The following is a 25,743-nucleotide window of genomic DNA, read 5'->3' as shown; positions in this document are numbered from 1 at the left end:
AACCTACTTTCTCATATTGTTGTTAGTGAAATGGCTTCTTTGTACTATAGTTTAAGAAAAGACAAGAATCTTTATCTTACTTATAGAAAAAACGAGCTCTTCCTCTTTGTACTGTTTAATTTTGTTCTGTTAAACTTGCTTTATGTGAAGTTTTGCTCTTAAGTTTTATAAAAGTTGGATTGCAAATAACATTTTGTATGTTTAAAGCATTGAATCACTCCTTTCAGGTGATATCGATAGTCTACAACTTGAAGTGAGCTTCAAGTCAAATCAAAAGTATTTATTTGTGAAAATAAACGAAAATCAAGTAGATATTAGAGGAGGAATTATACGTTGTATAGCATTAATGAAGTGGAAAGAATGTACGGTTTACCAGCTTCTACGCTAAGGTTTTATGAAAGAAAAGGAATTTTACCAAAGATAAACCGAGATGGTGGCGGAAGAAGAAAATATACAGAGCAGGAATTACAATGGCTACAATTAGTTATGGCTTTACGAAATACAGGAATGAGTATAGATGAGATAAAGGATTACGTGGCACTTATCCACGAAGGAGAGGATACTTTAGAACAAAGACGAAGCGTGCTATTAAAGCATAAGGAAGGCGTAGAAAAGGATATGGCACAGACATTTAGCTACCTTGAGAAAATTAATCGAAAAGTGGCCATTTATGATGCGATGATTCATAAAAAAAATGGTGGAGATATTTTAATTTAGTCTTTTTCTTGACTTGAACTTCGGTTTAACTTGTATGCTTCAAGTATACAAATTAAAGGAGTGATACAAATGAGTCAAAGACAAAAAGTATGGTTTATTACAGGTTGTTCAACAGGTTTTGGTCGCGAGCTAGCAGAACAAGTTATTGATCAAGGATATAGAGTAGCTGTAACAGCTCGAAATACCGAAAAACTTCAGGAGCTGAAAAAAAAGAATGCAGATAATGTCCTTCTTTTAAACCTTGATGTAACAGATAAGAGCCAAATTCAAAATGCTGTTGAACAAACAATTCATACATTTGGTGAAATCGATGTGTTAGTAAATAATGCAGGAATTGGTTACTTTAGTTCTGTTGAAGAAAGTGTGGAAGACGAGACACGTAAAATGTTCGATATTAACTTCTGGGGACTTATGAACATGACGAATGCAGTATTACCATATATGAGAAAGCAGCAATCGGGTCATATCCTTAACTTGTCATCAATTGGTGGAATAGCTTCTTTCCCTGCACTTGGCTATTATCATGCGACAAAGTATGCAGTAGAAGGGATTTCTGAAAGCTTATCTCAAGAAGTAGCACCTTTCAATATTCGTGTTTCTTTAATCGAACCTAGCTCATTCCGAACTGATTGGGCTGGTCGCTCTTCTGTCAAAACAGAAACGACTATCTACAAAGAAACGGTTGAACCTACGATTTCTACTATGGCTCAGTTTAGTGGAAATGAACCAGGAAACCCTAAAAAAGCAGCCGAAGCGATGATTTCTATTGTAGAGTCTGAAAATCCTCCTTTACGTCTTTTATTAGGAGAAACAGCTTACCAAGTAGCTAACCATAAGTACCAAACTCTTCTCGAAGATATCGTTAAATGGAAAGACACGACCTTGAATGTAGATTTTAAATAATAGATACGATCTTATAAAGGCATACCCTCCTTCGGAAAGGGTGTGTCTTTTTTTATACGCAAACAACATTTTATTTAGGAAGTTTATTGCTACTTAATAAAAAAATAATCCCTTACAATTAGATGTAAGGGATTTTCAACTTTATTGGAAAAGGGGGAATACGTTATTAGTCTGGCCAGATTTGTAGATTCATATACATATAACTTTTAAAAATAAATATTTTGATTGAATCTTATCTTATGAAATAACTTTAATTAAGTTATGTTTTTAGTTAAGTAAATATTAAAGTATTTTATATATTATTAAAGTTTCACCATTTACTCTAACTAACGACAAATAAGAAGTTCTTCTATAACACTCAACAGTCTAAAAAGGTACACCTTTTTAGACTGTGGAGAATCAAGTAACAGAACGTCTATTTAGTGAATAAAATAAGCCTTTATATACGTATAAAAAGTAATTCACCTTTATAGACGATACGTCATATCCAATTACAATTAACATACTGGATTTTCTCGGTATCAGAAGAAGACCTTAAAGTTTAAGGTCTTCTTCATTTTTAATACTTTGTTGATCTAATGGCTTAGAAAAGCCCGTACTTTTGTCTTTATATGCCATATTGAGATAGAACTTGTGAGCAGCCTTTCTCTCTTCTCTGTTTCCACTGTTTAACATAATATAAGTTGCTTCTTGTTTCATCGCCCATTTTTCTGCCTCGTTCATTAATTTCTCGCCAATTCCTTTACGCCTATGGTCAGCGTCTACAATGAAAGCGACAATTCTCACGTAAGAACTATCATATTCATAAAACAAGTTATGACATAACCCAACCATTCCAACTACCTTCTTATTTAGTTCAGCTACTAATGTATGATAATTAGGTTGAGACTGAATATTGCTAAATCTACTCTCTAGCTTCTCTAAAGTAGTCGGATAGCCAAGCTGATCCATTAAATGCACTAATTGAGGTATATCTTCTGTTTGAAATTCCCTTACTCTCATAATTTTCTCCTTTAGCTCTTTAGTCTTTGCTCATAATAAATTCTATGACCTTAATTAAATTCCTCTGATACTGACTTATAGGACATACAAGGTTAGTTATCATAATCATCGTTCTTAGCAATCATTTTAAGAATTAGTAAGATAACTAAAAATTATTATCTATTACCTCGACATAGTAAATCTCTAAAAGTAAAATTATAGATATTAATTGTACTTTTTGTAAAAAGGAGATAAAACATGAAAACTTTATATAGCGTTGATAAAGCTTCTATGTTGGATATCAATGAAATTATTAGACTTAGAGTAGCCTTACTTAAAGAGGTTCATGAAATTCAATCAGAAGAAGAGGAAAATAAAATTGTAAATGCTACAAAATCTTATTTAGAAACTGAGATCGCTAATAATAACTTTGTTTCTTACATAGCTAAGAGCAATGAAGAAGTAGTAAGCGTAAGTGGAGTATCTTTTTTTAAAAGACCTCCTTATTTAGAGAATTTACAAGGGATAGAGGCTTATATACTTAATATGTATACTTTACCTAATCACAGAAACCAAGGACTAGCTAGACAATTACTTGAGAAATGTATTAAAGAAAGCAAGAAGAGAAATGTGAAGAGAATTTGGTTACACGCATCTAAAGATGGTGAAGTCTTATATAGAAGTATGGGATTTGAATTCAAGGGAAGTGAAATGGAATTATTCCTCTAAAAGATATGCATATCTAGTTTATATAAAGTTGATTATGTTCAGTCTTACTTTCTACTATACCATTAAGTAATTGTAAACGCATTTCATTAAAAATAGTGTTAATTATTACACACCTTGTAGAAAAACTGCGTATTTGTCGTCACTAAGTGTAAATATTAAAACTATATTTTTTATAAAATAGTTTTAATATTTACTTTTATGTATAAAATACACTTATTTTGTATTTTGGATTAAATTTATGTTATTAAAAATATAGTGGCTTTAAATATCCGGGAGGTTAATGGTATTATTTAACTTAAAATATAATATATATAAATTTTTTACTGTGGTTTATGGAGAGGAGAAAAAAGTTACCTCTCTTTTTTATTGCAATTATATGGTATAATTGTAAGGTTTACCTTTACTGAAAATATAAACGGGATTATGCTATTTTAATCCAAAAATTAATTGTTTAATATTAAAATAAACAATATTCTTTGAAAATAAGATATAAGGAGAAGTGTATGAAAAAAGTAATTCTTTTTAACTTCAATGGGACCATTACAAATACAAAATTTTTAGCAATTGATATGTATAACGAAATTGCTGAGAAGCAAGGATACAAAAAAATTTCAGAAGAAGATGTTCCTTATTTGAGTTCATTATCGATACGTAATAGATGTAAGGTACTTAATTTACCTTTATATAAAATGCCCTTAGTTGGAATCGCTATAAAAAGAAGGTCTCAACAATATATTCCTCATTTAAAACCTGTGTCTGGAATGAAAGAAACTCTCAGACTTTTAAAACAGGAGGGGTATAAAATAGGGTTTACAACGAGTAATAATCAAGTTGTAATGAATGAATTTTTAATAAATAATACTATTAACATATTTGATTATAGGCATTTTTCTTTTAGTCCTCTTTCTAAATCAAAAGATATTTCTTCATTTTTAAAAAAGTATGATCTAAAGAAAGAAGATGTAGTTTATGTAGGTGACGAACTAAGAGATATCAAAGCAGCTAAGAAAAATAGCCTTTTTTGTATAGCAGTATCTTGGGGGTTCGACTCAGTAGAGCTTTTAAACACAGGACGTGCAGATAAGGTTATAACACAACCTAAAGAGATTGTAGATGTTTTATCAAGATTATAATAATGGTCTTAATCTATTCCGATAAATTTGAAAACCCTTTGCTTATATGGGCAAAGGGTGCTTTTTTATGTAAATATTTCTCAAGGTGCAAATCCTTGAAAACTGACAGTAAGATAGATACCAAACGAAAGAGCACATAAGGAAACAAAATGTAATGTTAAAAAAGGGATTTTCTGTTTACCTTTGATAAAGAAGGAATAAATAAACCCGAGTATTGTAACTAAAGTTAAAATAGGCACAATAATCCTAATCACAGTACCAAAAATATTTGCTGTAACAACTGATAAAAGAAACAATCCAATTATAACTACATATAAAGTTATCGAAATGACTAAAGAGGCTATTGATACCTTTAAAGCATTTTTAAAGAATTTCTCCATCTAATTTCCTCCTATTTTTAGCAACGCATATTCATTATAATATACAGTCTAAAAGGAAATAAATACCTTTTATTGGAGTGTATTATATTTCTAGTTACCATAACGTTATTTCTAGGTAGCAGAAGAAACCTATAGAAAATTCTATAGGTTTCTTTAACTATCTTGGCTAATAAGTTAGCTTAAAAGAAATTATTTACCCTTATGTTGGTTGGGATTATACATTCCATTTTGAACCATATAATATTCCATCACTTGGTCTAACCATTTTTCTTCTTCCTCTGTATAAGGAGATACTATCATACTTTGAAAATCTCCTATCTCCTCATCCTCTAATTCTCCAAAGGCATGCATAGCCTCCTCACCAACGTATTTAAGAGATGCCTGCAAATGCTTATTTGCCAACTCTTGTACTTCTGGATCATGAACTGGTTTTCCAACTAACCTTTTCACTTCTCTCGATAAATAAATAAATTCTTTATCTAAGGACAAACTCTCCTCGTCAGATTTATTATAAACCTTATCCGCAATCTCTTTAGAAGTGAAATGCTCAAGCCATGTACGTTGATCTTCTTCATTTTGAATGTTATTAATCAAACTAATTAATATTTCACTTGGAACATCCTCTTGATCATCTAATAAAGAAATCGTCTGATTAATTGCCTTCAGAACTTTGTCTAAATGCTCCTTTTTTTTCTCAAATGCTTTTTTCTGTTGAATTAAAGTGTTCTCTAAGTTTAAGTTTAGACTTTTATTTGTTAGCATCAATCCTATTTCTTCTAGGTTATAACCTAAGAATTTTAATGCTACGATTTTTTGAAGTTTTACTATATGATCCTCTTCATATAGGCGATGACCGGAATTAAGGTCTTTTTGAGCTTTGAGTAGCCCTATTTCGTCGTAATAATGCAGTGTTCTTATTGAAACACCCGTTTTCTTAGAAAATTTACCAATTGAGAAACTTACATCATTACCCAACTTATATAACCTCCTGACAATCTAGTATTAATCTAATTAATTTCATCATAATACCTGACGTAACTGGAGGTTCAAGCGTTAATTTTTAAAATTTAGGTTTTGTATTATATGATAATAAACTTAGTTAACATAAAACAGCTTATCAGAAGCAAAACACATGAATAGAATTTAATGATCCTATATATCATTTTATAAGGAACTGCCAAAGGTGATAGGGGGTCAAAAATAATGAGTGAGTTACTAGATAGACTATTTATATGGCTGTATTTCTTGTTTGTAAGCGTATTTTTAGTTCTTATTTCTATCCTCATGCCAGTTACTATTGATGAACGTGAAGAGCTAAGCGTAGCAATGTTTGGTTATCCTTTTCCATTTGCTCAACAAGATTTAATGGTTACTTACGAAGATTATGCAGTGAATTATCCCCATAAGTTCACTATCAGCTTTAACATGTTGGAAAACACCAGCAGCATTTATTTCCATAAAACCCCCTTTTTCCTTTCAGTTCTTATTGTTTATATAGGATTGCTAATTATAAGATATCTACACAATCGATTCTTGTTGTAATTAATCCTAATAAGACTGTACATACCTTATAAAATCTTAGTTACCATAATGTTCCTTACAGGAACCAATCCCCGTTTTTCCTATTTAGGCAAAGGGGATTTATTTACCTATAATTACTTTCTACAGGTGCCCCCAAATTATCTAAATCTTGACTGATATTTAAGATAATTAGGTAGTTCCATTCTCCCTTACGCTTCCCTAAATTTACTACTTGATGAACTTCTACTTGATCATTTTCATATTCTCTAGCTGCTTCACACATTTGCCTTAAAGTACTGCCAAACTCTGTGTTATCCCAATTTCTTACCGTCAAATCAATATAAGATTGGCTCTTTTTAAAATTCATATCTCACTCACCTCTATTACTAAAAATAACATTAAAGTAATAGTTTAGGTAAAAAACTTAGTTACGTCGGGTAGGCAGGCACTCTCACGAGCGCCCGCCCCCCTAAGAACCGCACGTGACAGATTTCCCGTCATACGGCTCAAGCCTTCTTTTTATCCGAACAACTTATTTAATACATGGTACATGTACTAATTTAGCCAATTTACCTGTAGAAACCTCTAGGTTTCTCACTGTAACTTTCTCTCCATTTTGTAGAGTCTGCTTACACATTGCGCAACGATATCCTTGTTTTCTTGCGAGTTTCATCCTATCGAATGTATTTTCACTATTAAAGACCTTACGGTCTCGCTTTTCCCAATACTCTTTTAGACTAGGATTATCTGGGCTATTTTTATAGGCTACCATGACATGTCGTTCTATCTTAATCCAGGACATTTTTAACAATTGAATGTTAGTAAGTGGACATGTAAGAATCCATCTATTATTTCCACCGTGGTAGGGTTTCCTAAAATAACGCTTTGTAATCCATTTCCACGACTTTTTTTGGTGTAAATGTTTAAGGTGTTTGACTAATTTAGAGAAAATATAATTGTCCATATAGCTAAACGTCTGTTTGGATACGACATGTTTCCAATACTGCCCGTAACCTCTAATAATAGGGTTTAAGACACGTATAATTTCTTTTACTGGTCGTCCTCTCATCATTGTGAACGTATCTTTTATCTTGTTTTTAGCTTTTTGAATACTGTCTTTACTAGGTTTGATAAATAACTTCTTTCCTTGTCCTGTCCTGTCTTGTATTGACGCAGCGAAAAGCCTAGAAAATCAAACCCGTCCTCAATGTGTGTAACTCTCGTTTTCTCTTGGCTAAGATTAATTCCTCGCTTTTGTAAGTACGGAGTGAGTTTCCCATACATGCTTTCAGCCTGTTCCTTTGTTTCTGTTACGATGACAAAGTCATCTGCATAGAGAACGCGTCCTATCTTACATTTTGGGTCGATTACGTACCCTCCATTTGGTTTGTATGTCTTTTTATAGACAATACCAATTTCTTCTTCCATACCGCATAAGGCGATATTAGCTAGAAGGGGAGACACCAAACCACCTTGAGGGGTTCCTTCTGTTGTCGTATGAAGCATGTCATGTTCTACGTATCCCATTTCAAGCCACCTTTTAATGAGAGTGTTTCCTGGAAACATAGACGTCTGTTTCGTTATCCACTTATGATTAAGATGGTCAAAGCATCCTAGAAAGTCTCCCTCAAACACCCACTTTTTCTTGCTGTTGGTGTTAAGCTTATTAAAAAGGTTGCTTATCGCATCATGTGTGCTTCGTTTAGGACGAAAACCGTAGGAAGTAGGCTCAAACTTAACCTCCCATTGAGGTTCGAGTGCGTTTTTTACTACGTTTTGATAGACTCGATCTCGCATTGTGGGAATGCCCAAAGGTCTTAGCTTTCCGTTTTTCTTAGGGATAAATGTTCGTTTGGCTGGCTTTGGGCGATGTCGAAAGACATTGTATTTCACTAGCTGGTGATAAAATTTTATACGTTCGTTTGGTTTTGAGGCCATGTAGCCATCTACACCAGGTGTACGCTTACCGTTGTTTTGTTGTGTTACTCTACGAATAGAAAGCAGTAGATTTGCTTTACTCCGGAGGAGTAAACGTTGAAGTTTCCTTACTTTTCTTCGTTGTTTTTGTTGTTCGGCACGATAAATTCTTTGTCGTAACTTCATTACATATTTTTGTATAATACTCCAATCAATAGAGTACCAATCTTTATGCGAGACGTGCGCCGACGCTCGTAGAGAGGTATTCATAACAGCACGCTCCTTTTCGTTAGAAGATAGCCACAAATTTATTTTCGTGTTGAAGACCAATGAGAAGTGGGCGCTCTTTCGAGCCTGTCATTGTCCATAAAGACAACAGTATCCGTCCAGTTATACAGTATTCCTGCTTTCCTGTTCTCTTTCGAGATAACGGCTTTCGCTTTTTCTCATATCCCATACCCTCTGCCACATTGTTTGACTTTGCAGTCATCCTACTGCGTACGCAGATAACATAGGGTTTACCAAGTTCCACTTTCTACAGATACGTTAGGGGTAGGCAGGTTCTTTACTCCGGGTAAGATGCGGGACGCATCAGAGTAGCATTATGATTCTACTTTTCCTCTTACCAAAACCTAAGCGATACTTATGCATTATCTTAAGCTAACGTTGACGAAGCTTACAAACCTTCACTTTCGTTTACCATACCTATCTTCTCCTAGCAGTATTCTGGACCATGCATTAGTCCTCTGTTTCCGCATTTCCTCATGCAACCGACAGACTCGTTACCAAGAATGCCGTTTCGGATGGAGATCATCTTTGCGTCTAGATGAGTAGCGTTAGCTACACTGTAATAAAGCGACTTCTTGTCGCACCATAATCATCATTATCGGTAGAAATAAAGCTCCCAGAAGTATATAACACTTCTGAGAGCTTTATTGTGCCGTTATGTATTTTTTAGCTGATGACCTGGTCATCTTGATCATAAATAACAATCTTGTAAGAATCACCTTTAGATTGTTTCTTTATATCTTTAGTTTGGAGAAAAGCATTTACTTCTTTTTTAATTTTTTCACCATACTCTTGAGCGCCATCATCAGACTTGACTATAGGAGTAACGATAGCAACTGTAACAGGCTGTTTCAATGTAACGTCAGTCTTTTTATATGTTACATTTTTATACTCTGTATTCTCTTTCAAATCTGCAAGAACCCTATTCTCAATATCCAGCCAACGATTCTCTTTTTCTAATTGTTTAACATTTCTCTCGCGAACGTCAACTTTATAAGCACTCAAACCATTTTCTTTTAATTGGCGTTTAATATCTGCTTTTACTTTATCTGCATCTTCAGTGTCCTCTACCTCAACTTTTACATCTTTTGATTTCAAGTCTTGTCCAATACTTAAAACGACGTATTTATCAGATATATCACCAAGGATAGTATCTAAATCCTTATCTTTAATAGTTGAAGTTGTATCAGCATTTTGGCAAGCTGCAAGTAGTAATGCAAAACAACTAAGAAATACGATGTTTCTTATTAATTTCATTCTTTCCTCTCCTTATAGATTTGATTGTTCTCTCTAAAACGAACCATACAATTATTTCATAAAATAGAAAAAAATAAAAATAAAATCTTCATTTTAAGTTGAATACGATATACAAAGCTAGTTTACATAAACACTCTTTCTGGAAGACATGGCAAAAAGGAGCTCTTATATATCAAGGGCTCTACGTCTGTCATCCAAACAGGAATATACAAATTTTTATAAATCCTTGATTTCATAAGGTTTATAGCAAAAGTAAATGTTCTAAAAATGCATAAAAAAGCAGCATTCCATGATAAAAAAACATGGAATGCTGCTCAGATATTAATTGTTTTTCATCTTATAGCCTCTAAATTTATAACCGTATACGCTTGTAAGATCAACGAAGCTTTTATAAGAATACGTAATGGCAACTGGTGTGCCTACTTGGACTTTATCATAAAGCTTTTCGATATCTGCATTATGCATTCTCACGCAACCTTGGCTCACGTACTTTCCAATGCTGCTTTCATTGTTGTTACCGTGAATGCCGTATGTATCACCATACGTACCATTAGCATTTAACCCTAACCAACGTTTTCCTAACGGATTGCGAGGATCGCCCCCAGGAATATGTCCTGTATAGTAAGGACGGTTTTTAATTTTGTTCACGACTTTAAAAAATCCAACAGGTGTTTTATCCCACGTTTTACCCGTTGCAACTGACTCTACCATTTCTAATTTTCCATCATGGAAATACGAAAGCTTATTGTAGTATTTGTTGATAATGATTAAATCTTGATTCGCAGGCTTACTTGCTGCTTCTGTTTTTCCCTGATTTACTCCACATAATGCGACCATTAATAATGTAAGAACGGTCATTGATTTCATAAAAATGTTCTTCATAAAAACTCTCCTTTTTTTTATATTTTTATAGAAAACGAAAACAGCACCTTCTAATTAGAAAGTGCTTTTTCGTCACAATTATTTATAAATAAAAACATAGTTAATCGACGATTTTGACATGCAGAGAAATGCTCTCTGACGAAATTAACGTTTGTTTTCCGTATAACTGCTCATTCGATGCAAATTTCAGCACCTATTTAGAGCATTAGAGCAAGAAAAAACAGACCTTACTACACTGAAGGTCTGCTTTTACTTACTTCCTTATTAATTTTTTCCGTATGACGACAAGAAGGGAAAGAGGAACAACCAAAAAAGCGAGTGCCATTCCCATCTCGTACGACTAGATCCTGCCCACATTTTGGACATTTACGAGGTTCTGGTGTGATATTTTCAAAGATTTCCCGTGCCTTAAAAACAGGATTGACTTCATTAATAAACCTTTGAAGATCCGCCCGATCCAATAAGGTCACATCACATGCAGCTGCAAGCTCTTTCGCTTGTTTCGTAAAATAACTATTGGTCACAACCCACGCCTGATTCGCTTTATAATACGCTTTTGCCCCATACACTTCTTGTACAGCTGAAATACTGACCCGATTTTTAATTCCATATCGTTTAGCTTGAATGACAATTCTTTCTTTGCCTTTCATCACTAAATCAGCCCCAAAGTCCCCAGACTTTTTGGTTACTTGAGGTTTATATCCTAACTGTTGGAAAAGGGCCTGCAAATAAATTTCAAACTGATAACCATCCATTTTATCAATATAGGGCATACCCGATTGGGCTAACTCTTTCATATACCTCCGTTCACGAAGGACACGGTAAGCAAATTGAGAAAGTTTCACTAAAATCATGATAAGAAAGAGGTAAAATACACCTTGAAACACTTTATCCATTCATTGAAAGCTCCTGTTCAGTTTGTTTATTCCGGAGACGTGATGCCACAGGTTGAATGCTTTTTCCATTCTTCTTTAACTCTTCGTTCCAATCTTTCGCTCCCTTTGGAATATCTGCTCTTATTAAATCAGCATTAACGATTTGGTTCATTTTGTCAATAAATTCTTTTCCTCCTTGGTCATTATCGACAGCTAACACCATTTCTTTAATGCCTAACCCTTCTCTCCGAGCTTCAATATAAGACTGAGCAACGGTTTTAGGCTTTAACCCATTCATACTAATAAGGCGTGTATTCTGCAATTGGTTTTCTTGTATACTCCAATAAGAAAGTAGATCAATTGGACTTTCAAAGAAATGAATCTTGTTTGGGCGACCAACATCAACTGAAAAGCCTGTATGGGGGTTATCGTTCGGTAAGACTTGTTTAAAGGAACCTCGCTTATTCTTTATAGAAGCTGTGCCTTGACGATCTGCCCCAATTATCTTTCCTTTACCTCCATGTTCACGCCATTTAAACACCACATTGTTCCGTTTGTCCTGGGCGATTAAATCTTTTTGAAGAAGCCAGTCAACCAACCGAGAATCTATTTTACGTTCTTTGATGAGATAATCTTTTATTTTGCTTTGATCCTTTACTTCTAACTCTTTTGGATAGCGAAAAGGCTCTTTTAAAGGCGAAACTGATGGTTGCTCTTGCGACTGAGAAAGCTCTTTATAATTGCCTTTGTTGATATCTAATACGGCTTGTGGAAATGACATCCCATAATACATTCGAGCGAAACTGATCGCTCCATATCCTGTTTCATTCCGGCTGTTCCAAGCGTACATATTTCCTTTAATGAGTAAGCTATCATGTTCCGTATGACGATAGTACTTTCCTTCTTTTACAAAGGTTTCGCCTTTGGCTTCCAGATACGACAACAAATCAACATCTCGTGCTTTCATGATTTCCCCCTCATTGACGTGTTTTCGTTCTCCCACCTAATCCCTCCTTCTCTTTCACCCTATGAAAAAAGAGGACTAAATATAATATTTAGTCCTCTTACCTTTTTCAAACTTTTGCCATTTTTAACGTTCTATTTCTTGTTGGTCTTTCTGTTTTTTTGAAGAAAGTGCTCCATTATTCCGTGCAAAAAACTTGGTAAATCCATTTTGTGATTTCTCTTCTTTCTTCTGCTTGTCATGATCCTTTTTCTCCGTGTCCAAAGCCTTTTCAAGTTTTGTTAATTTCTCACGTTGAGAATCAGTCAAATTCAGCTCTTTTAATTCCTGCAGCACTTCTTTTTTTAATTTGTACACCTTATCAAAGGAATGCTTTTGTTCAAATTCCTTCATTTTGGCCAAACGCTGTTCTTTCTCTTGAGGTGTTTCTTGTTTGAGCTGCTTTTCGACAGGACCCTTTTCTGACTCAGCTTCCTTTTTCACTTCTTTAGAAGACTCTTTTTCATCTGATATGCCTAATTGGGCCAGCAAGCTTTGTTTAAATAGCTGCTTATACTGTGTTTCTTCACTAGGCTGCTGCATAACTTCTAGTACTTCTTGTTTGTAATTTCCTTGATATTGATCCTTTTCTTGTGCCTGTTTTCGTGCTTGAAACTGATGAGAAAGTTCATTTTCCATTCCTTTCAATTGGTCAGGGGTAAACTGCTTTTCCTTTAAAGCACTAGATTTCAACATCACATAATCGTTTTCTGCGTTCACACGTGCTAACATACTATCAATATCTTGAGGCTTTTCTTTTTCATGCGCTTGTAAAAACGTAAGGTAGCTTGTTTTGAGCTGCGTTTCTCGATCTTTCTCTAAAACAGGATTCACATCATGACTTCTCAAAAAATCAACTGTCGCTTCACTTTTATAGGCTTGTTTTTTCCCTTTTTCATCCGTAGAAACAAGTAAAACCTGCGGTTTTTCCTCTCCTAGAGCTGATTGTGTTAAGTAAACAGCACCAGAAGGGATGTCTTGCAACTGTTTCTCACTGATGTTGGCCCAATCTGCCTGGATTTTTTCATTTTGTGGATGTTTCATATACTTCTTAAGTTCTCGTTTATCGGAAATAAGCGCTTTAAATTGGTCATTTGAAAGAGACGTAATTTTTTTCATCATATATTCCTCCATTAAAGTAGTATTTGAACGATAAAAAAGAGAGCTTTTTAAGCTCCCTTTCCTTTGGATTTCCTGTTCTTCTTTTTTCTCTTGGATGGTATCTGTAGGTGTTTGGAATTGCATTTGATTATCCACTTCAACACGTTCTTGAAAAGTAAGAGGTGGTTCTTGAACTTGACCATTGATGATCCCCTTCTCATTTTCAGAAGAAAGAGGATCTGTCTGCTGCTGTTTTTCATCCTTTTTTTCTGATGAATGATTTTTTTCTCGTTCTTTTACCAACGTTTCTTCTATTGTTTCAATAAAGCCAACGGACGTTTCATGTACTTCTTTTAAAAGTTTAGTTTTATCTTCAAAGCTCTTTCCTTTTGTCCAGTGTGACAGGTAATTAAGCGAATACTCGCTCGTATCAATCCCAAAATAAGAAGAAACCGTATAAGCTGTCATTTCTGCCTGAAATTCTCTTTCTGCATCCGTATAGTTAGCTCTTGATTCAGTCGTATGCAGCTTAGCATGCGTCATTTCGTGAAGAAGCGTCTTTACATTTTGACGTTCAGAGTTACGAGGATTTAACGCAACCTCCTTCGTTAGTGGATAACACGCGCCTTTTGCGCTGCCCAGTTCTTCTTTAGGTGCAATGATGGAAATACCGTTTTTTTTCGCAATGGCTTCCATCCCTTTATAAAGCACCATGTAGTCCTCCACGTTTCCTTCTAACCAACGATTGGGGAATATCTTAGGTAAATCACTTGCTTTCGCATTCGTCTGACTAATATCAAACGTATTGCCGACTGAAAAATATAGTTGACCTTGAGTTACTTCATTTTTCCCCTCTTGAATGAGTTTTTTTTCTTGAGGAGTGGCTTTATTAACCGACTTCCATTTTCCATTTTCATCCTTAAATTTGGGAACGGTTTTGTTTGGTACAAGAATTTTAATACCATTCTCTCCTTTATTGACAGAGAATCCTTTATCTTTCCAAAACTTAAATGACCCAACAGCTTGCGCACCTCTAAACTGTTTTTGGATGAGAGCCGAATTCAACATGGAGTACTGATAAAACTTACCCATAAAAGATAAGTAGTCTTTTAATTCTTCGGCAGAATGAAAATGCTGCTCAACCTTTTCCTCCATCCCATTCGTTAACTCTTCCACCTCTTTACGCTTATCTTCGATGGATTTTTCCGCATAGGTTTTACTCATTTTCTTCCTCCTCTTCTTCATAGGAGATCCCCTTGAGCTCTTCTAATTCTTGTTCATACCAAGGTTCCTCTAAATCCACAAAAAGCTTCTGTGTTTTGATATTCATCGGCACCAACATATTCTCTTGATGCACGACATATTGATGAAACTCCTTCGCTTCTTCTGGACTTAAATTCACTTCTACCTCTTTGTCTTGATACTGTACAATGGCATGATCCTCTCCTACAGCTTTGATCGAAGCTAACACTAAATCCTTGTTAAAAAACATGTTTGATTCCTCCTCTATATTTTTAAAACTATCTTTATATAAATCCATCATTAAGATGGTTGTTTCCCTTTGGACTCTTCCCAATCAATCCGTTTTTGACGTTGATTTGCAATACGCTTCTCAACAGCTTCCTTCGCAACCTTTGTGCTATCTAACTCTTGTAAATCGGTTGTCATTAATCCATCAAAACCGTGATGGAAGAAAAGACCGTTCATATATTCAATTAAAATTTGTGTGTTTTTATCAGCACTGTTTGCGCCAAGACGAATCTTTGTTAACTCCTCTTTTAAAGCCTGATGTAAGTTGTTACTCACCACTTCTGAAATGTATTTCAATGACCATTCATTACTTCTTGCTTCTTTATGTTCTTTGCAAATTTGAGCAATAGCCTCACCCGTAAACCCAATATTATTTTCTTCCATATATGCTTGGATGTATTTTTTTGTTTCTTCATTTAACGATAATTTCATGCGTTGCTTGTTCATTTAATAACTCCTCTCTTCCTGACGATTATGTTCAATTTCTTTTTGTAATCGTTCATAATGTTGTTGGTTTTTCCAACTTTCATATTCTGATTTAAACGCTCGCTCCATCTTTTTTAATGCAAAATGCATAGAGACCTTTTGGTTAAAACTTGCAGGACGTTTTGATTGTTTCTTACTTTCTATCATTCTTTTAATCTGTTGCTGCTGCTTATCATAATCTTTCATTTCTTTTAAGAAAGCATTGCCCATTCGCTTATAAAGATCATCAATTTTCGTTTGCTTATAGTTCTTATATCGTTTCTCATCAACCTTTCCTTCTCCATAGGCTTTCTTTAATTCCTCTACTTCCTTATCTAATTTTCCAAGTAATTGTTGGTATTCATTACGATGATACTTTTCAATATATTTTTGACTCAACACATCAATAAATGGCTTCATTGGTTTTAATGTTCGGTAACTATATTGCCACTGCCTTTTATCTTCTGGAAGATGATTATAAATTTGGAGAAACAATGGTTGAATGTCACGATTCTTCCACTTTAATGAAGAATCCTGCTTCTTTTTCCCGACCATATCCTTTCGAATTAACTCATTTATTTTCTGGTGCTGCTCACCTCGATTTAAAATTTGATTCACGACTGTTGACTTCATCGCATCCAACGTTTTAGGCTTTCTTTTGCCTCGTTCACGAGTAGGTTGTGGTTCTACTGTTGCGATATGAATATGAATGTTACCTGTATTGTAGTGTATAGCAGCCGACCAAACAGCCGACTCATTTAGCCTTTCCCTTTTAAGCATTTCCTTCATGGACTGACGGGTAATATCCATTAATTTTTTCTCATCCACTGTATGAGTATCAGCATCATATAAACCATTTTCTTGGAGCCACGGGTTATGAAATGTAATGACATCTTGCCACATAATACTGTTATTTTTCTGTGCTTTTTCAAACAACTTTTTTAATTGCTTTTTCTCCTCGTCATTCAATTGATTTGACTGTTGGGTAAACAACGAAGATGTCTTATCAGGGTTATCCATATAATCTTGATAAAGAGTAAATAGTTTCTCATGTACTTCCTGTTCTTTTTTTGCATCATCACGATCTACATAATCAACATAATCTTGAAAAGCCTTTTTATCAGATGTAACAAATTTTGTTTTCAACACCACACCTGGAATAACAGAAGGCGTACTCATTCCTCAACTTCCCCCGTCATATCTTGAATAAATCCATTGATTGTTTCAATTGCAACTGCACATTTTTCCATCATCTTTATATTTTTATAAATGATATTTTCGAGTTCTGCTTCACGATCTTTTTGTTCTTGAAAAACAGCCAGTGTTTCAACCTGACCTTTTAAGAATTCTTGACGAGAAATCTTTTTTTCTTTTGCAATCTCATCTATTTTTTTTACGGCAGTTGGATCAATATCTCGTAAAAGAATATCCATAACATTCGTTCCTTTCCTGTAAATTGTGGTTCCCCACTACAAAAGAGAGAAGAGCATAAGGGGTTTTTGCTATCACAGGGTGTGATAGGCTAGGCAGAGCCTAGCAAAACCGTGATATCAAAGAAAGTCGCTTAATGTCCCCTTTGCGTCCCCTTTTTTTTGGTGTACGTCCCTTTTGCGTCCCCCTTTAAAACCTCAATGTCCCCTTTATGTCCCCCTGTTTTGGAGCCATGTCCCCTTTGCGTCCCCCTGTGTTTTTTCACTTCATGGCTAAATCTTGTTGCTTTTCATTCAATTTTTGGAGCTTTTCTTGTAAACTTTTTTGTTCATCTTTATAGAGCTGAATGCTTGCATCACTCGATTGAATGGCATCCTTTTTCATCGCAATTTTTGATTCGGTATCGGCTTTTTCCTCCTCTACTTGGTACTTCATATCACGTTGTAACTCGTTCATTTCTTGTTGCGTTTGGCGTTTATGTTTGGCTTCTACCGTGATGGCTTTTTCATAGTTTTTCATTTTCTTTTTGACAAACTGCTTCTCTAAATCATTGACCAAAAGCGCATATTCTTGTTTGCTTTTGGTTCCTTTTCCTTCTTCACTTTTCGTTTTTCGTTGGTCAGAATAGAGTGTTGTAATTAACGCATTGGCGTCTATTTCCTCTGATGAATCTGCTTCTGAATCACTCGTTACGTCATCCACGTTTACCGTTTCTTTTTCTTCATTTTCTTGATACAGATCAAAGGCAAGTGCTTCCCAATTTGAAGACAAATCGCTGATTCTTACGACATAATAGCCATCATCTTCATACAATAAATGAACAGGTAATTTGATGTTTGGATTCGCTTTTTCTTGTGCCACAAAGCTTACTTCTTCTTCATCTGTTTGATCCATTTTGATCACCATATCCAGTGAGTCAGTAGCCGGATGATACACACGATTTTCAATCGTGACGGTTCCTGTTATGTTAGAAGAAACCGCCTCATAGGTTTTGGTATGATACAACGGATCTTCTGTTTTTAAGTAGAATTTTGATGTCAGTAAGGATAAAAAACCGATAAAGAAAAAGATTAAAACAGCTGTATACTTCCATGACCGATTGCGATTTAAATTAAATCGATAATCTTCTAATTGCTTCTTAAATGCCACCTACTCCACCTCATTTCATGATTTCTGTTTTCAATTCTTCGATACTATAAACCACCCATTTGTTCTCTTCTTTTCGTAAAGAAACTTTGATAATGTCATGCGTTTGATCGTCCACATTCTCATCTTTTATCACAAGATGATTTGTAAACTCAGCAATCACCTCGACCTCTTCTTGCCCTCCATCATATTGTTGTACATAAAGCTGTACATCGTTTGGAATGGAAGTGTAACTATCTCCATATACGAACTTTTCAGAAGGATAAAATTGCTCATAAAGTTCTTTGTCCATAATTGATTTTGCGATCTTTTTTCGTTCCTCAAATCCATCTTTTTCACGATGATAAGACACATCGATGAATTGATGAACCGTATTCAAGTAATCTCGTTTTTGTTGTTCTTGGGCAGAAGGGCGAACTTCACGTAGTTGTTTTTTTAGCTCTTTATTTTCTTCTTGTAAGCTGTCATTTGTGACTTGAATTTGTTTCGAAGCTGTTGTGTTGGAGATATTATGGTTAAGGTAGATATTAAAAATGGTCACGCCTGCCACCACAAGGGCAAGCGCTCCAAATAGTAGTGCTGCTTTGTTTTTCATCGCCTTTTCTCCTTTTAGAATCGTTTTACTCTTCCATTGAATCGTTCACCAAAATACGTTCCTTTTGCCATACTTGCGATGGCTACACCTGTTTTTCCTTGGCAGCCTAAAAACTGATTATTACCAACGTAAATGCCGACATGGCCGTCTATTTTGTAGGTATCGAAAAACACTACGTCGCCAGGCTTCATGTCTTTTGGATTGATTGCTTGCCCTTGGGTTTTGAGTGTATCGGTTGTTACACCCGACATTGGACCAACATTCATTCCTACTTGCTCGAATGCCCATCTTACGAAACTAGAACAGTCAAAACGTCCTGCATTAATATCAGATTGAGAGCGCCCACCACCAAATACATAACGTGTTTTGCCAATCAAGGTTTTACCTGCGTCAATCACTTTCACACCCGATTTATCGCCACTTCCGCCACTCGCAGGAGCAGCCGGTTTTCCGTCAGCTGTAATCGTTCCTGTGTAATATTTTAAGACCGCATCAACATATTTTGCGTCGCCATAACAGGCGGAATAAGGAACCATTTCAGGACGTACACAGTGGTAATTTCCTGTATGTTTTACCTTTTGATATTGCAATTGTGAAAAAGAAATCGCTAACTCTGGTGTATATTCCCCTCCATTTTTCATGACATAATTGATAAATCCACCGCCAAAATTGTATGACTGAAGGCAAAGCTTCAAATCATAATGCGCTTTTTCTAGGACACTTTTAAAATGTAAAACTCCTTTATCAACCGATAATTCAGGACTAGAAATACATCCAACCGAGCCACAAAATGACTCACTGCTTTGCATTGGATCATTGCCTCTTCCTCCACTTTCTTGCATCATAAGTGCCATCATAATCGGCACATACGAAGCATCTAGCCCATGTTTTTGTGCGTACTTTTCAAGCAAGGGTTGATACTTCATAACCTCTGGTGACACATTAGCTGTTCCTACGCCAATGCCCCCACCTTCAATCTCTGTTACCTCACTTTGTTGACTATCTTTTTCAAATTCACCTGTAATGGCTACAATCGTACTCATGATTAAGAGGCCCGATAATCCTAATAGGATCAACGTGCCTCCAATCAAATATTTTTTGGGAATGAGCTGTAAAACGATATGCAAGGCTTATGCACCTCCACCGTACAGCACTTTTTCTTCCTCATCGATTTCAATATGAAACAGAATGTTTTTTACGGACTTAATACAAAGCAGCACATCCCCAATTGGTAGCTTCGGAATTTCAGCCAATTCGCTGTCGGTAATCCCTGTTTTAAACACTCGTTGAATCGTATCTAAGTTGTTGTCATCCTGCTGCATGATGAATTTATATTGCGTTAAATCAAAAAGCTTTTTAATTTTTTCAATCGCTGTTTGTTCCGAACCGTCTGGCACGAAGTCACTGATTAAATGACTTGCGTAGATCAAACCTGCAAAGTATTTACGTGCTTCTCGACTGAACTCTGTTAGGAAATCTAAGGCATGTTCATTGCCTCTTTTCGTGTTGACTATGTGATGAGCCTCATCAATCACGATTAAGTAGCGTATGGCATCTTCAAAGGCTAATGTCCCTTTTGTATAGGCTGCCAATTGCGGTTCGCCATTCTGCAGCATACCATCCCATAATAAACTCATGACGTTGAAAAGCTGTGCTTGTGCAATTTCATCTTTTAATTTTGATAAATGACGGATGGAGAAAAATACGACTTGTTCATCGTTGAAATCTTCAATGGTAGAAATGCCATCAAACAAATGAGCGTATGTTTCAACCAAGTTTTCAATGTTCAGCTCAATGAGTTCAAGTCTACGTTTTCGATACTCTCCTAAGTTCGGATGGTGTTCTCTTGTTTCCTCATCTGCATATAACTCTTTTCGAATGAGGTATAGAAATTCACTAAACGTTGGATAGGCTTCTGGTGAATGCCCTGTAATGTAATTGCTTGCACCTTTTTCATCGTTCCATAACTGCTTTTGAATATAGAGTTTACGAAGTAGCTTTTCATACTCTTTTAATTCATCATCTTTTGCTTCTGGTGCAATAAAACGATAAAAAACAGTTAGTTTGGATAAATGCTGCGTAAAGCTATTAATCTCATGTTCATGTGTTTTAAATACCTGTAAAGGATTAATTTGCCCTTCCGATCCATCTAGGGCAATCTGTTTTCCTCCCAATTCTCTAACGAGACTTTCAAACTCTCCTACAATATCAAAGCCTCGAATCTTATAGCCTTTAATGGCATTATCTGTGGTGACTTTCTTTAAAAACGTGGACTTACCTGCGCCCATTAAGCCCATCAACACCGCATTATAACTTTTTCGTTGTTGATCTTTATGAAACAAATCAAAGATGACGCTGCCACCTGTACGAGTTGTCCCTTGATACGTGCCGTATGGATCATCTAAGTGAGTAAAATGAAAAGGAAACCCTCCGGCTAGTGCTAATGCGGGGATTTCCTTTCCTTTTCGCTTATTAGGGTATTTCTTCTGTATATCAAAATGCGTCACTAATGATTCCCACTCATACTCTTGCTCATTTAAGAAAATGGATCCTCTGAAGTTATGCGTTTCCAGATGGTGAATGACTTCTTTTAATCGCTTTTCTAAGTCAGGAATCGTTTTTTCTGCAATATAAATGCGAAGGTGTATCCGTTTGATTACTTCACCATTTGTGACTTGACGGTATAACTCTTTCATATCTAAATACTGTTCTTGGGCATCCATACGATCAATGTTTTCTTTGGCATTCACATGCCGTGCATTTTGTTCCGACATATTTTTATTGATTGCTTCTACGACTTGTTTTCGCTCATCGCTTACCACATCTAAGGTAGTAATGGCATTGGGCATATTCATAATCGGTTCCAGCCAAAAATCATTCACGTTCGTTGGGTACTCATAAATATGAATACAAGTTGAATATCCATCTCCGTTTCGAACGAGGTTTTCTTTAAAGCTCACGCCCCCTTGTGGTTGAATCTGTGCCACAAAATGAGGATTGTATCCTTTTTTCTGTTTGATTTCTTGAGGTGTTTTCTCTTTTTTTCCAAAAGGTAACGTCATCATTGGTTTATCATCCTTTCTTATTGTTTATTACCAAGCTTGGCGTTTTGATTGTAGAGTTTGTAAAGAAGGTTCATTTGTTTTTCATCCGAAACAGGTAACAGAGGGATAGCCAGTTGAATATCTCGCATAAATTGGTCTTTTCGCTCTTTTACAGCCAGTTCAGTTGGTCCATATAGGAAAAGAAAGTATTCTCGATTGGTTCGCCCCCATTCTAAATATTGAAGCTCTTTTAATTTCTTTTGTAAGAATCGAAGAGATAACCCATTATTGGCCTCTCGAATCTTCTTTTCAAGATACTGTTGTTGCTTTTGTGTGGAAACAGGCAAGTTTAATGAGATAATTTTAAATGGATCTTTATCGCCCTGGTATGTTTTCGCCAGTGTATAGATATTGCGTCCTGCCTCTTGGTCATGCATGGCATTAATATCTGTACTCTGAAGCTGCCAGATCCCAAAAAATCCTCCCTCATCCTTTAGTTGAAATAACCCACTATCCGTTTGATCGATAATGGGAATAATATCAGCGACACTTTTCTTTACCTCCGGTAGCTTCTCTTTTTCCTTTTTGGCCTTTGAAGGTTGTAACAGAGAAAAAGGATTCTTTTTCTTTGTACGAGCAATCTGTTTATCCAGTTCCTTTTCATCAAAGAGAAGGGATGTACTTGTCTTTTTTTCTTTTAAAATAGGTTTCTCTTTTTCTAGGATTCTTTCATCAAATAATGCCATCAATCATACCCTCCTTTATTCTTGATCTCGATCTATTGCACAATACGTGCTCTTCTTTCGTACCAATGTAAGCAATAACGCCTCATACATCCGTTTTTTAGGGTTCGTACTTGGTCTAACGATCATCAATAGCCCAAATACGCCCATGAAGATGTAAAAGGGAATTTGAAGAGTTGGATGAATAAAAAAACGTAACATCATCGTGACCATCAGTAAGCCAATAATAAACAGCAAATCAAAGAGATAAAGAGATTTATTAATCTTTAGTTCCGTTGAGATTTCTTTCGGGATGTTATAGTTTCCCATGATCTTTCTCCTTTCCATAAAAAAGAGAAGTAACGTCTGTTACTTCTCATCTGGTTTATTTCGCTTCTTTGATCCAAGGTTTCGTAAATCTCGTCCTGTATTTCGTCCAATTTGATAAGAACGTTTAGTTTTATGGATCGTTTGTGAGTTATCAATACGTTCTCTTACCTTTCCTACGCTCTCTTTGACATTATCCCGTACCACTTGTGCAATATTACGTGTTTCTGTTCGATGTTGATGCGGCATTGGAATATCTTCTGTTGAAGCAGGAACTGTGTCTTTTTCAATTGGTTGTTTTGCTTGACGGGGTTCTTGTGTAGCTGCCACTTGTGCTTGTGCTTGATCCATCCCTTTTGGCATGGAAACAGAAGGTTCTCTTGTTGGTGTAGGATAGCTTACGTTTTCTACAGAAGAGCCACCTTCACTTGTACTTCCGCCGTAACCGGAAGTTTGGATTTCCTCATGAACAGGTGTACTCATACTTCCTACAGAAGATCCGCCTTCGCTTGTACTTCCACCGTAACCGGAAGTTTGAATTTCCTCATGAACAGGCGTACTTGTACTTCCTATAGAAGATCCGCCTTCGCTTGTACTTCCGCCGTAACCGGAAGTTTGGATTTCTTCATGAAGAGGAGCACTTGCCTTTCCTACAGAGAAGCTGCCTCCATTTGTGCTTCCATTCTGACCAGAAACTTGCATTTCACCATGTAGAGGAGCACTTGCCTTTCCTACAGAAGAGCTGCCTCCATTTGTGCTCCCACTCTGACCAGAAGCTTGCATTTCACCATGTAGAGGAGCACTTGCTTTCCCTACAGAGGAGCTGCCTCCATTTGTGCTTCCATTCTGACCAGAAGCCTGCATTTCATCATGTAGAGAAGTACTTGCCTTTCCTACAGAGGAGCTGCCTCCATTTGTGCTTCCATTCTGACCAGAAGCTTGCATTTCATCATGTAGAGAAGCATTTCCACCTTCTACAGAAGATCCAGTACCTTCACTTGCACTTTCAGCGTAACCAGAAGCTTGCATTTCATCTTGTAGAGAAGCACTTCCACCTTCTACAGAAAATCCGGTACCTTCACTTGCACTTTCAGCGTAACCAGAAGCTTGCATTTCATCTTGTAGAGAAGCACTTCCACCTTCTACAGAAAATCCGGTACCTTCACTTGCACTTTCAGCGTAACCAGAAGCTTGCATTTCATCTTGTAAAGATGTATTTCCACCTTCTACAGAGGAAGTTGATCCTTGACTATCAGTAGAAACACCTGCTGCTTGCATCTCATCTTGTAAAGAGCTGCCTTGACCTGCTCCTTTTCCTTCTGAAGCATTCCCTTCACCATTTTTACCTCCTTCTTGTTTTTCAGTAGAAGATAACCCTTGTTGTCGGTCCTTTTTCTCATTACCTGCGTTTTGACCTTTAGAAGCAGCGTTTCCTTTTTCACCTGGCATTCCTGCCTTTTTCATTTCTTCATGTAGAGCTGGCTGTTTTTCTTTATTTCCTTGTGTAGCTAACCCTTTTCCAAGACCTCCAACTCCTGCTGCTGTCTGAAGAGCACCACTACCAAGACCTTTTCCTACACCACCAATCCCTTTGGCAAGGTTGGCTCCTCCTTTTGCTGTTCTGCCCATCATATTTATGCCACTTTCAAGTCCTTTTGCCATCGCAAAACCTCCTGCCAGAGCACCCCAACCACTTTTCAAGCCAGCATCAATGCCAAAAAGACGCTCACACATAATCGGGCCATCTACAACGGCAATACTAAAGGCAATCAATGCGATAAGATACGGAATACCTTCTAGCTTATCGCTAATAAAGACCGTTCCCATTAAATAGACCTTCATGGATATAAAGATCATAATTGTCACTAGAAATGTATTTAGGATATTTTTTAGAACAGCTTTTAATTTCTGCCCATCTGCTACATCGGCAGGCGCAACTAATTGGGCTAAAATCGCATTGAACCCTAGCTCGTAACATAGTTTTGCTAACTTAATAGACGTAAATAACAACGTCATCCCTATCACAAAAAGGGAGATGGCAATTGTCCAGAAGTTCCATGACCATCGATAATAGAGTTCTGGAAAGAAATCGAACCATCCATTATCTAGCTCTGCAACTCCATCTTTTCCATCTGGTGTCAAGGCAGTTTTATGTGTAATTATGTCTTTTCCATCAGCACTTAATTCTTTATATTTAGAAACTTTAAATTTATCATCCATCTTTTCAGTAATATCAATCATCATAATATTCTTTTGAGGGACTTTATTCGGTTCTTTCAATTTGGGACTCTTCCATTTTGCAAGGTCAAATTGCGCGACATCCGTTAGATTACTTTTAATAATCTTTTCACTTACGGTTCCTTTTTCATTTAAATCAACAGCTTCAATGGCTTGATCAGTGAACTTATCTGCCTTTAACATACTCGTGTTTAATAAAAGTAAGACTGCCATCGAAATAAAAATGTTAATCATAATTTGTTCACGATTGACTTTCTTCTGAATAATCAACATGTAGCCGATATACAGAAAGGAAAAGGCCAGTAACACATATAAAAAGGGTTGAATCTTCGTAATAAAGTCTAGAATGTCAGGTGAATTAAAAAACGATTTAACGCCTAATACACTGTCTGTAATCCCTTCTAGTCCATCCACTAGAAATGAAAGAACTTGAATACAACCCCAACCCAATTTCCGTAATAAATAAGTGAGGATATTTCCAACATCTAAGTACTCCGAAAACTCATGTAGCTTTTCAAGAATTTCTTCATCTTTCATCTGCTCATCTCCTTATGCACG

At 36.0% G+C, this 25,743-nt stretch carries 25 protein-coding genes and 1 pseudogene; 5 read left to right on the top strand and 21 right to left on the bottom strand.

The features are described from left to right. Window positions 1-333 precede the first annotated feature (333 nt). Together U9R83_RS26905 and U9R83_RS26900 are read left to right on the top strand one after the other, a co-directional pair. Complete coding sequence (locus U9R83_RS26905) at window positions 334-717, top strand: MerR family transcriptional regulator (RefSeq protein WP_328575526.1); 384 nt, start codon at window positions 334-336, stop codon at window positions 715-717. Between the two features lie 69 nt (window positions 718-786). Beyond that, the gene (locus U9R83_RS26900; RefSeq protein ID WP_328575525.1) at window positions 787-1,620 is read left to right on the top strand and encodes an oxidoreductase; all 834 of its coding nucleotides are present in this window, start codon (window positions 787-789) and stop codon (window positions 1,618-1,620) included. A gap of 534 nt (window positions 1,621-2,154) precedes the next feature. Here U9R83_RS26900 and U9R83_RS26895 read toward each other — a convergent pair. Continuing rightward, window positions 2,155-2,622 carry a GNAT family N-acetyltransferase gene (locus U9R83_RS26895; RefSeq protein WP_328575524.1) on the bottom strand — a complete coding sequence of 156 codons (468 nt, stop codon included), beginning with the start codon at window positions 2,620-2,622 and terminating at the stop codon, window positions 2,155-2,157. A gap of 237 nt (window positions 2,623-2,859) precedes the next feature. Here U9R83_RS26895 and U9R83_RS26890 point away from each other — a divergent pair, with 237 nt between their 5' ends. Together U9R83_RS26890 and U9R83_RS26885 are read left to right on the top strand one after the other, a co-directional pair. Further along, window positions 2,860-3,330 carry a GNAT family N-acetyltransferase gene (locus tag U9R83_RS26890; protein ID WP_328575523.1) on the top strand — a complete coding sequence of 157 codons (471 nt, stop codon included), beginning with the start codon at window positions 2,860-2,862 and terminating at the stop codon, window positions 3,328-3,330. 503 nt (window positions 3,331-3,833) lie between these two features. After that, a complete protein-coding gene (locus U9R83_RS26885; RefSeq protein WP_328575522.1) occupies window positions 3,834-4,463 on the top strand; it encodes an HAD hydrolase-like protein in 630 nt (209 codons plus the stop codon). 80 nt (window positions 4,464-4,543) lie between these two features. Here the strand turns inward: U9R83_RS26885 and U9R83_RS26880 are convergent, their stop codons facing one another. Together U9R83_RS26880 and U9R83_RS26875 are read right to left on the bottom strand one after the other, a co-directional pair. Beyond that, complete coding sequence (locus U9R83_RS26880) at window positions 4,544-4,843, bottom strand: hypothetical protein (RefSeq protein WP_328575521.1); 300 nt, start codon at window positions 4,841-4,843, stop codon at window positions 4,544-4,546. 189 nt (window positions 4,844-5,032) lie between these two features. Further along, complete coding sequence (locus U9R83_RS26875; protein ID WP_328575520.1) at window positions 5,033-5,818, bottom strand: MerR family transcriptional regulator; 786 nt, start codon at window positions 5,816-5,818, stop codon at window positions 5,033-5,035. 228 nt (window positions 5,819-6,046) lie between these two features. Between U9R83_RS26875 and U9R83_RS26870 the strand changes: the two genes are divergently transcribed. After that, window positions 6,047-6,385: a hypothetical protein gene (locus U9R83_RS26870; RefSeq protein ID WP_328575519.1), complete on the top strand. Its 339-nt coding sequence runs from the start codon at window positions 6,047-6,049 to the stop codon at window positions 6,383-6,385. A gap of 103 nt (window positions 6,386-6,488) precedes the next feature. Here U9R83_RS26870 and U9R83_RS26865 read toward each other — a convergent pair whose 3' ends face one another. The 18 genes and pseudogenes from U9R83_RS26865 to U9R83_RS26780 form a co-directional block, all read right to left on the bottom strand. Continuing rightward, complete coding sequence (locus U9R83_RS26865) at window positions 6,489-6,731, bottom strand: hypothetical protein (RefSeq protein WP_328575518.1); 243 nt, start codon at window positions 6,729-6,731, stop codon at window positions 6,489-6,491. A 165-nt stretch (window positions 6,732-6,896) separates the two neighbouring features. Further along, window positions 6,897-8,551: pseudogene (gene ltrA / locus U9R83_RS26860) on the bottom strand (group II intron reverse transcriptase/maturase). Between the two features lie 684 nt (window positions 8,552-9,235). Beyond that, complete coding sequence (locus U9R83_RS26855) at window positions 9,236-9,826, bottom strand: DUF4030 domain-containing protein (protein WP_328575517.1); 591 nt, start codon at window positions 9,824-9,826, stop codon at window positions 9,236-9,238. Between the two features lie 321 nt (window positions 9,827-10,147). Beyond that, window positions 10,148-10,708: a L,D-transpeptidase gene (locus tag U9R83_RS26850; RefSeq protein WP_328575516.1), complete on the bottom strand. Its 561-nt coding sequence runs from the start codon at window positions 10,706-10,708 to the stop codon at window positions 10,148-10,150. Window positions 10,709-10,938: 230 nt separating this feature from the next. Further along, a complete protein-coding gene (locus tag U9R83_RS26845) occupies window positions 10,939-11,604 on the bottom strand; it encodes a restriction endonuclease (RefSeq protein ID WP_328575515.1) in 666 nt (221 codons plus the stop codon). Continuing rightward, window positions 11,597-12,550, bottom strand: coding sequence for a DUF3991 and TOPRIM domain-containing protein (locus tag U9R83_RS26840; protein ID WP_328575563.1), 954 nt, complete (start codon window positions 12,548-12,550; stop codon window positions 11,597-11,599). The genes U9R83_RS26845 and U9R83_RS26840 overlap by 8 nt, the downstream gene beginning before the upstream one ends. Before the next feature lie 123 nt (window positions 12,551-12,673). Continuing rightward, a complete protein-coding gene (locus tag U9R83_RS26835; RefSeq protein ID WP_328575514.1) occupies window positions 12,674-14,911 on the bottom strand; it encodes an ArdC-like ssDNA-binding domain-containing protein in 2,238 nt (745 codons plus the stop codon). Then, window positions 14,904-15,179 (bottom strand): hypothetical protein, encoded by a 276-nt coding sequence (locus U9R83_RS26830; RefSeq protein WP_098250091.1) that lies wholly within the window; start codon window positions 15,177-15,179, stop codon window positions 14,904-14,906. Before U9R83_RS26830 ends, U9R83_RS26835 begins: the two co-directional genes overlap by 8 nt. 50 nt (window positions 15,180-15,229) lie before the next feature. Beyond that, a complete protein-coding gene (locus U9R83_RS26825; protein ID WP_328575513.1) occupies window positions 15,230-15,664 on the bottom strand; it encodes a hypothetical protein in 435 nt (144 codons plus the stop codon). After that, the gene (gene mobP2 / locus U9R83_RS26820; protein WP_328575512.1) at window positions 15,665-16,861 is read right to left on the bottom strand and encodes a MobP2 family relaxase; all 1,197 of its coding nucleotides are present in this window, start codon (window positions 16,859-16,861) and stop codon (window positions 15,665-15,667) included. Beyond that, complete coding sequence (locus U9R83_RS26815; protein WP_328575511.1) at window positions 16,858-17,115, bottom strand: hypothetical protein; 258 nt, start codon at window positions 17,113-17,115, stop codon at window positions 16,858-16,860. The genes mobP2 and U9R83_RS26815 overlap by 4 nt, the downstream gene beginning before the upstream one ends. A gap of 259 nt (window positions 17,116-17,374) precedes the next feature. Then, a complete protein-coding gene (locus tag U9R83_RS26810; RefSeq protein ID WP_328575510.1) occupies window positions 17,375-18,262 on the bottom strand; it encodes a hypothetical protein in 888 nt (295 codons plus the stop codon). 10 nt (window positions 18,263-18,272) lie between these two features. Then, window positions 18,273-18,854: a MerR family transcriptional regulator gene (locus tag U9R83_RS26805; RefSeq protein ID WP_328575509.1), complete on the bottom strand. Its 582-nt coding sequence runs from the start codon at window positions 18,852-18,854 to the stop codon at window positions 18,273-18,275. 14 nt (window positions 18,855-18,868) lie between these two features. Continuing rightward, window positions 18,869-19,981 (bottom strand): bifunctional lytic transglycosylase/C40 family peptidase, encoded by a 1,113-nt coding sequence (locus U9R83_RS26800; protein ID WP_328575508.1) that lies wholly within the window; start codon window positions 19,979-19,981, stop codon window positions 18,869-18,871. A 3-nt stretch (window positions 19,982-19,984) separates the two neighbouring features. Beyond that, complete coding sequence (locus U9R83_RS26795; RefSeq protein ID WP_328575562.1) at window positions 19,985-21,916, bottom strand: VirB4 family type IV secretion system protein; 1,932 nt, start codon at window positions 21,914-21,916, stop codon at window positions 19,985-19,987. Window positions 21,917-21,936: 20 nt separating this feature from the next. Continuing rightward, window positions 21,937-22,644, bottom strand: a complete 708-nt coding sequence (locus tag U9R83_RS26790; RefSeq protein ID WP_328575507.1) for a hypothetical protein — start codon at window positions 22,642-22,644, stop codon at window positions 21,937-21,939. 15 nt (window positions 22,645-22,659) lie between these two features. Further along, window positions 22,660-22,950: a DUF5592 family protein gene (locus tag U9R83_RS26785; RefSeq protein ID WP_099331418.1), complete on the bottom strand. Its 291-nt coding sequence runs from the start codon at window positions 22,948-22,950 to the stop codon at window positions 22,660-22,662. 39 nt (window positions 22,951-22,989) lie between these two features. Continuing rightward, window positions 22,990-25,722: a pLS20_p028 family conjugation system transmembrane protein gene (locus U9R83_RS26780; protein WP_328575506.1), complete on the bottom strand. Its 2,733-nt coding sequence runs from the start codon at window positions 25,720-25,722 to the stop codon at window positions 22,990-22,992. Window positions 25,723-25,743 lie beyond the last annotated feature (21 nt).

The organism is Priestia sp. LL-8 (assembly GCF_036227845.1).
In the GTDB taxonomy this organism is placed as follows: Bacteria; Bacillota; Bacilli; order Bacillales; family Bacillaceae_H; genus Priestia; species Priestia zanthoxyli.
The sequence above is the reverse complement of the archived record's forward strand: the minus strand, read 5'-3'. Positions and strand labels throughout refer to the sequence as shown.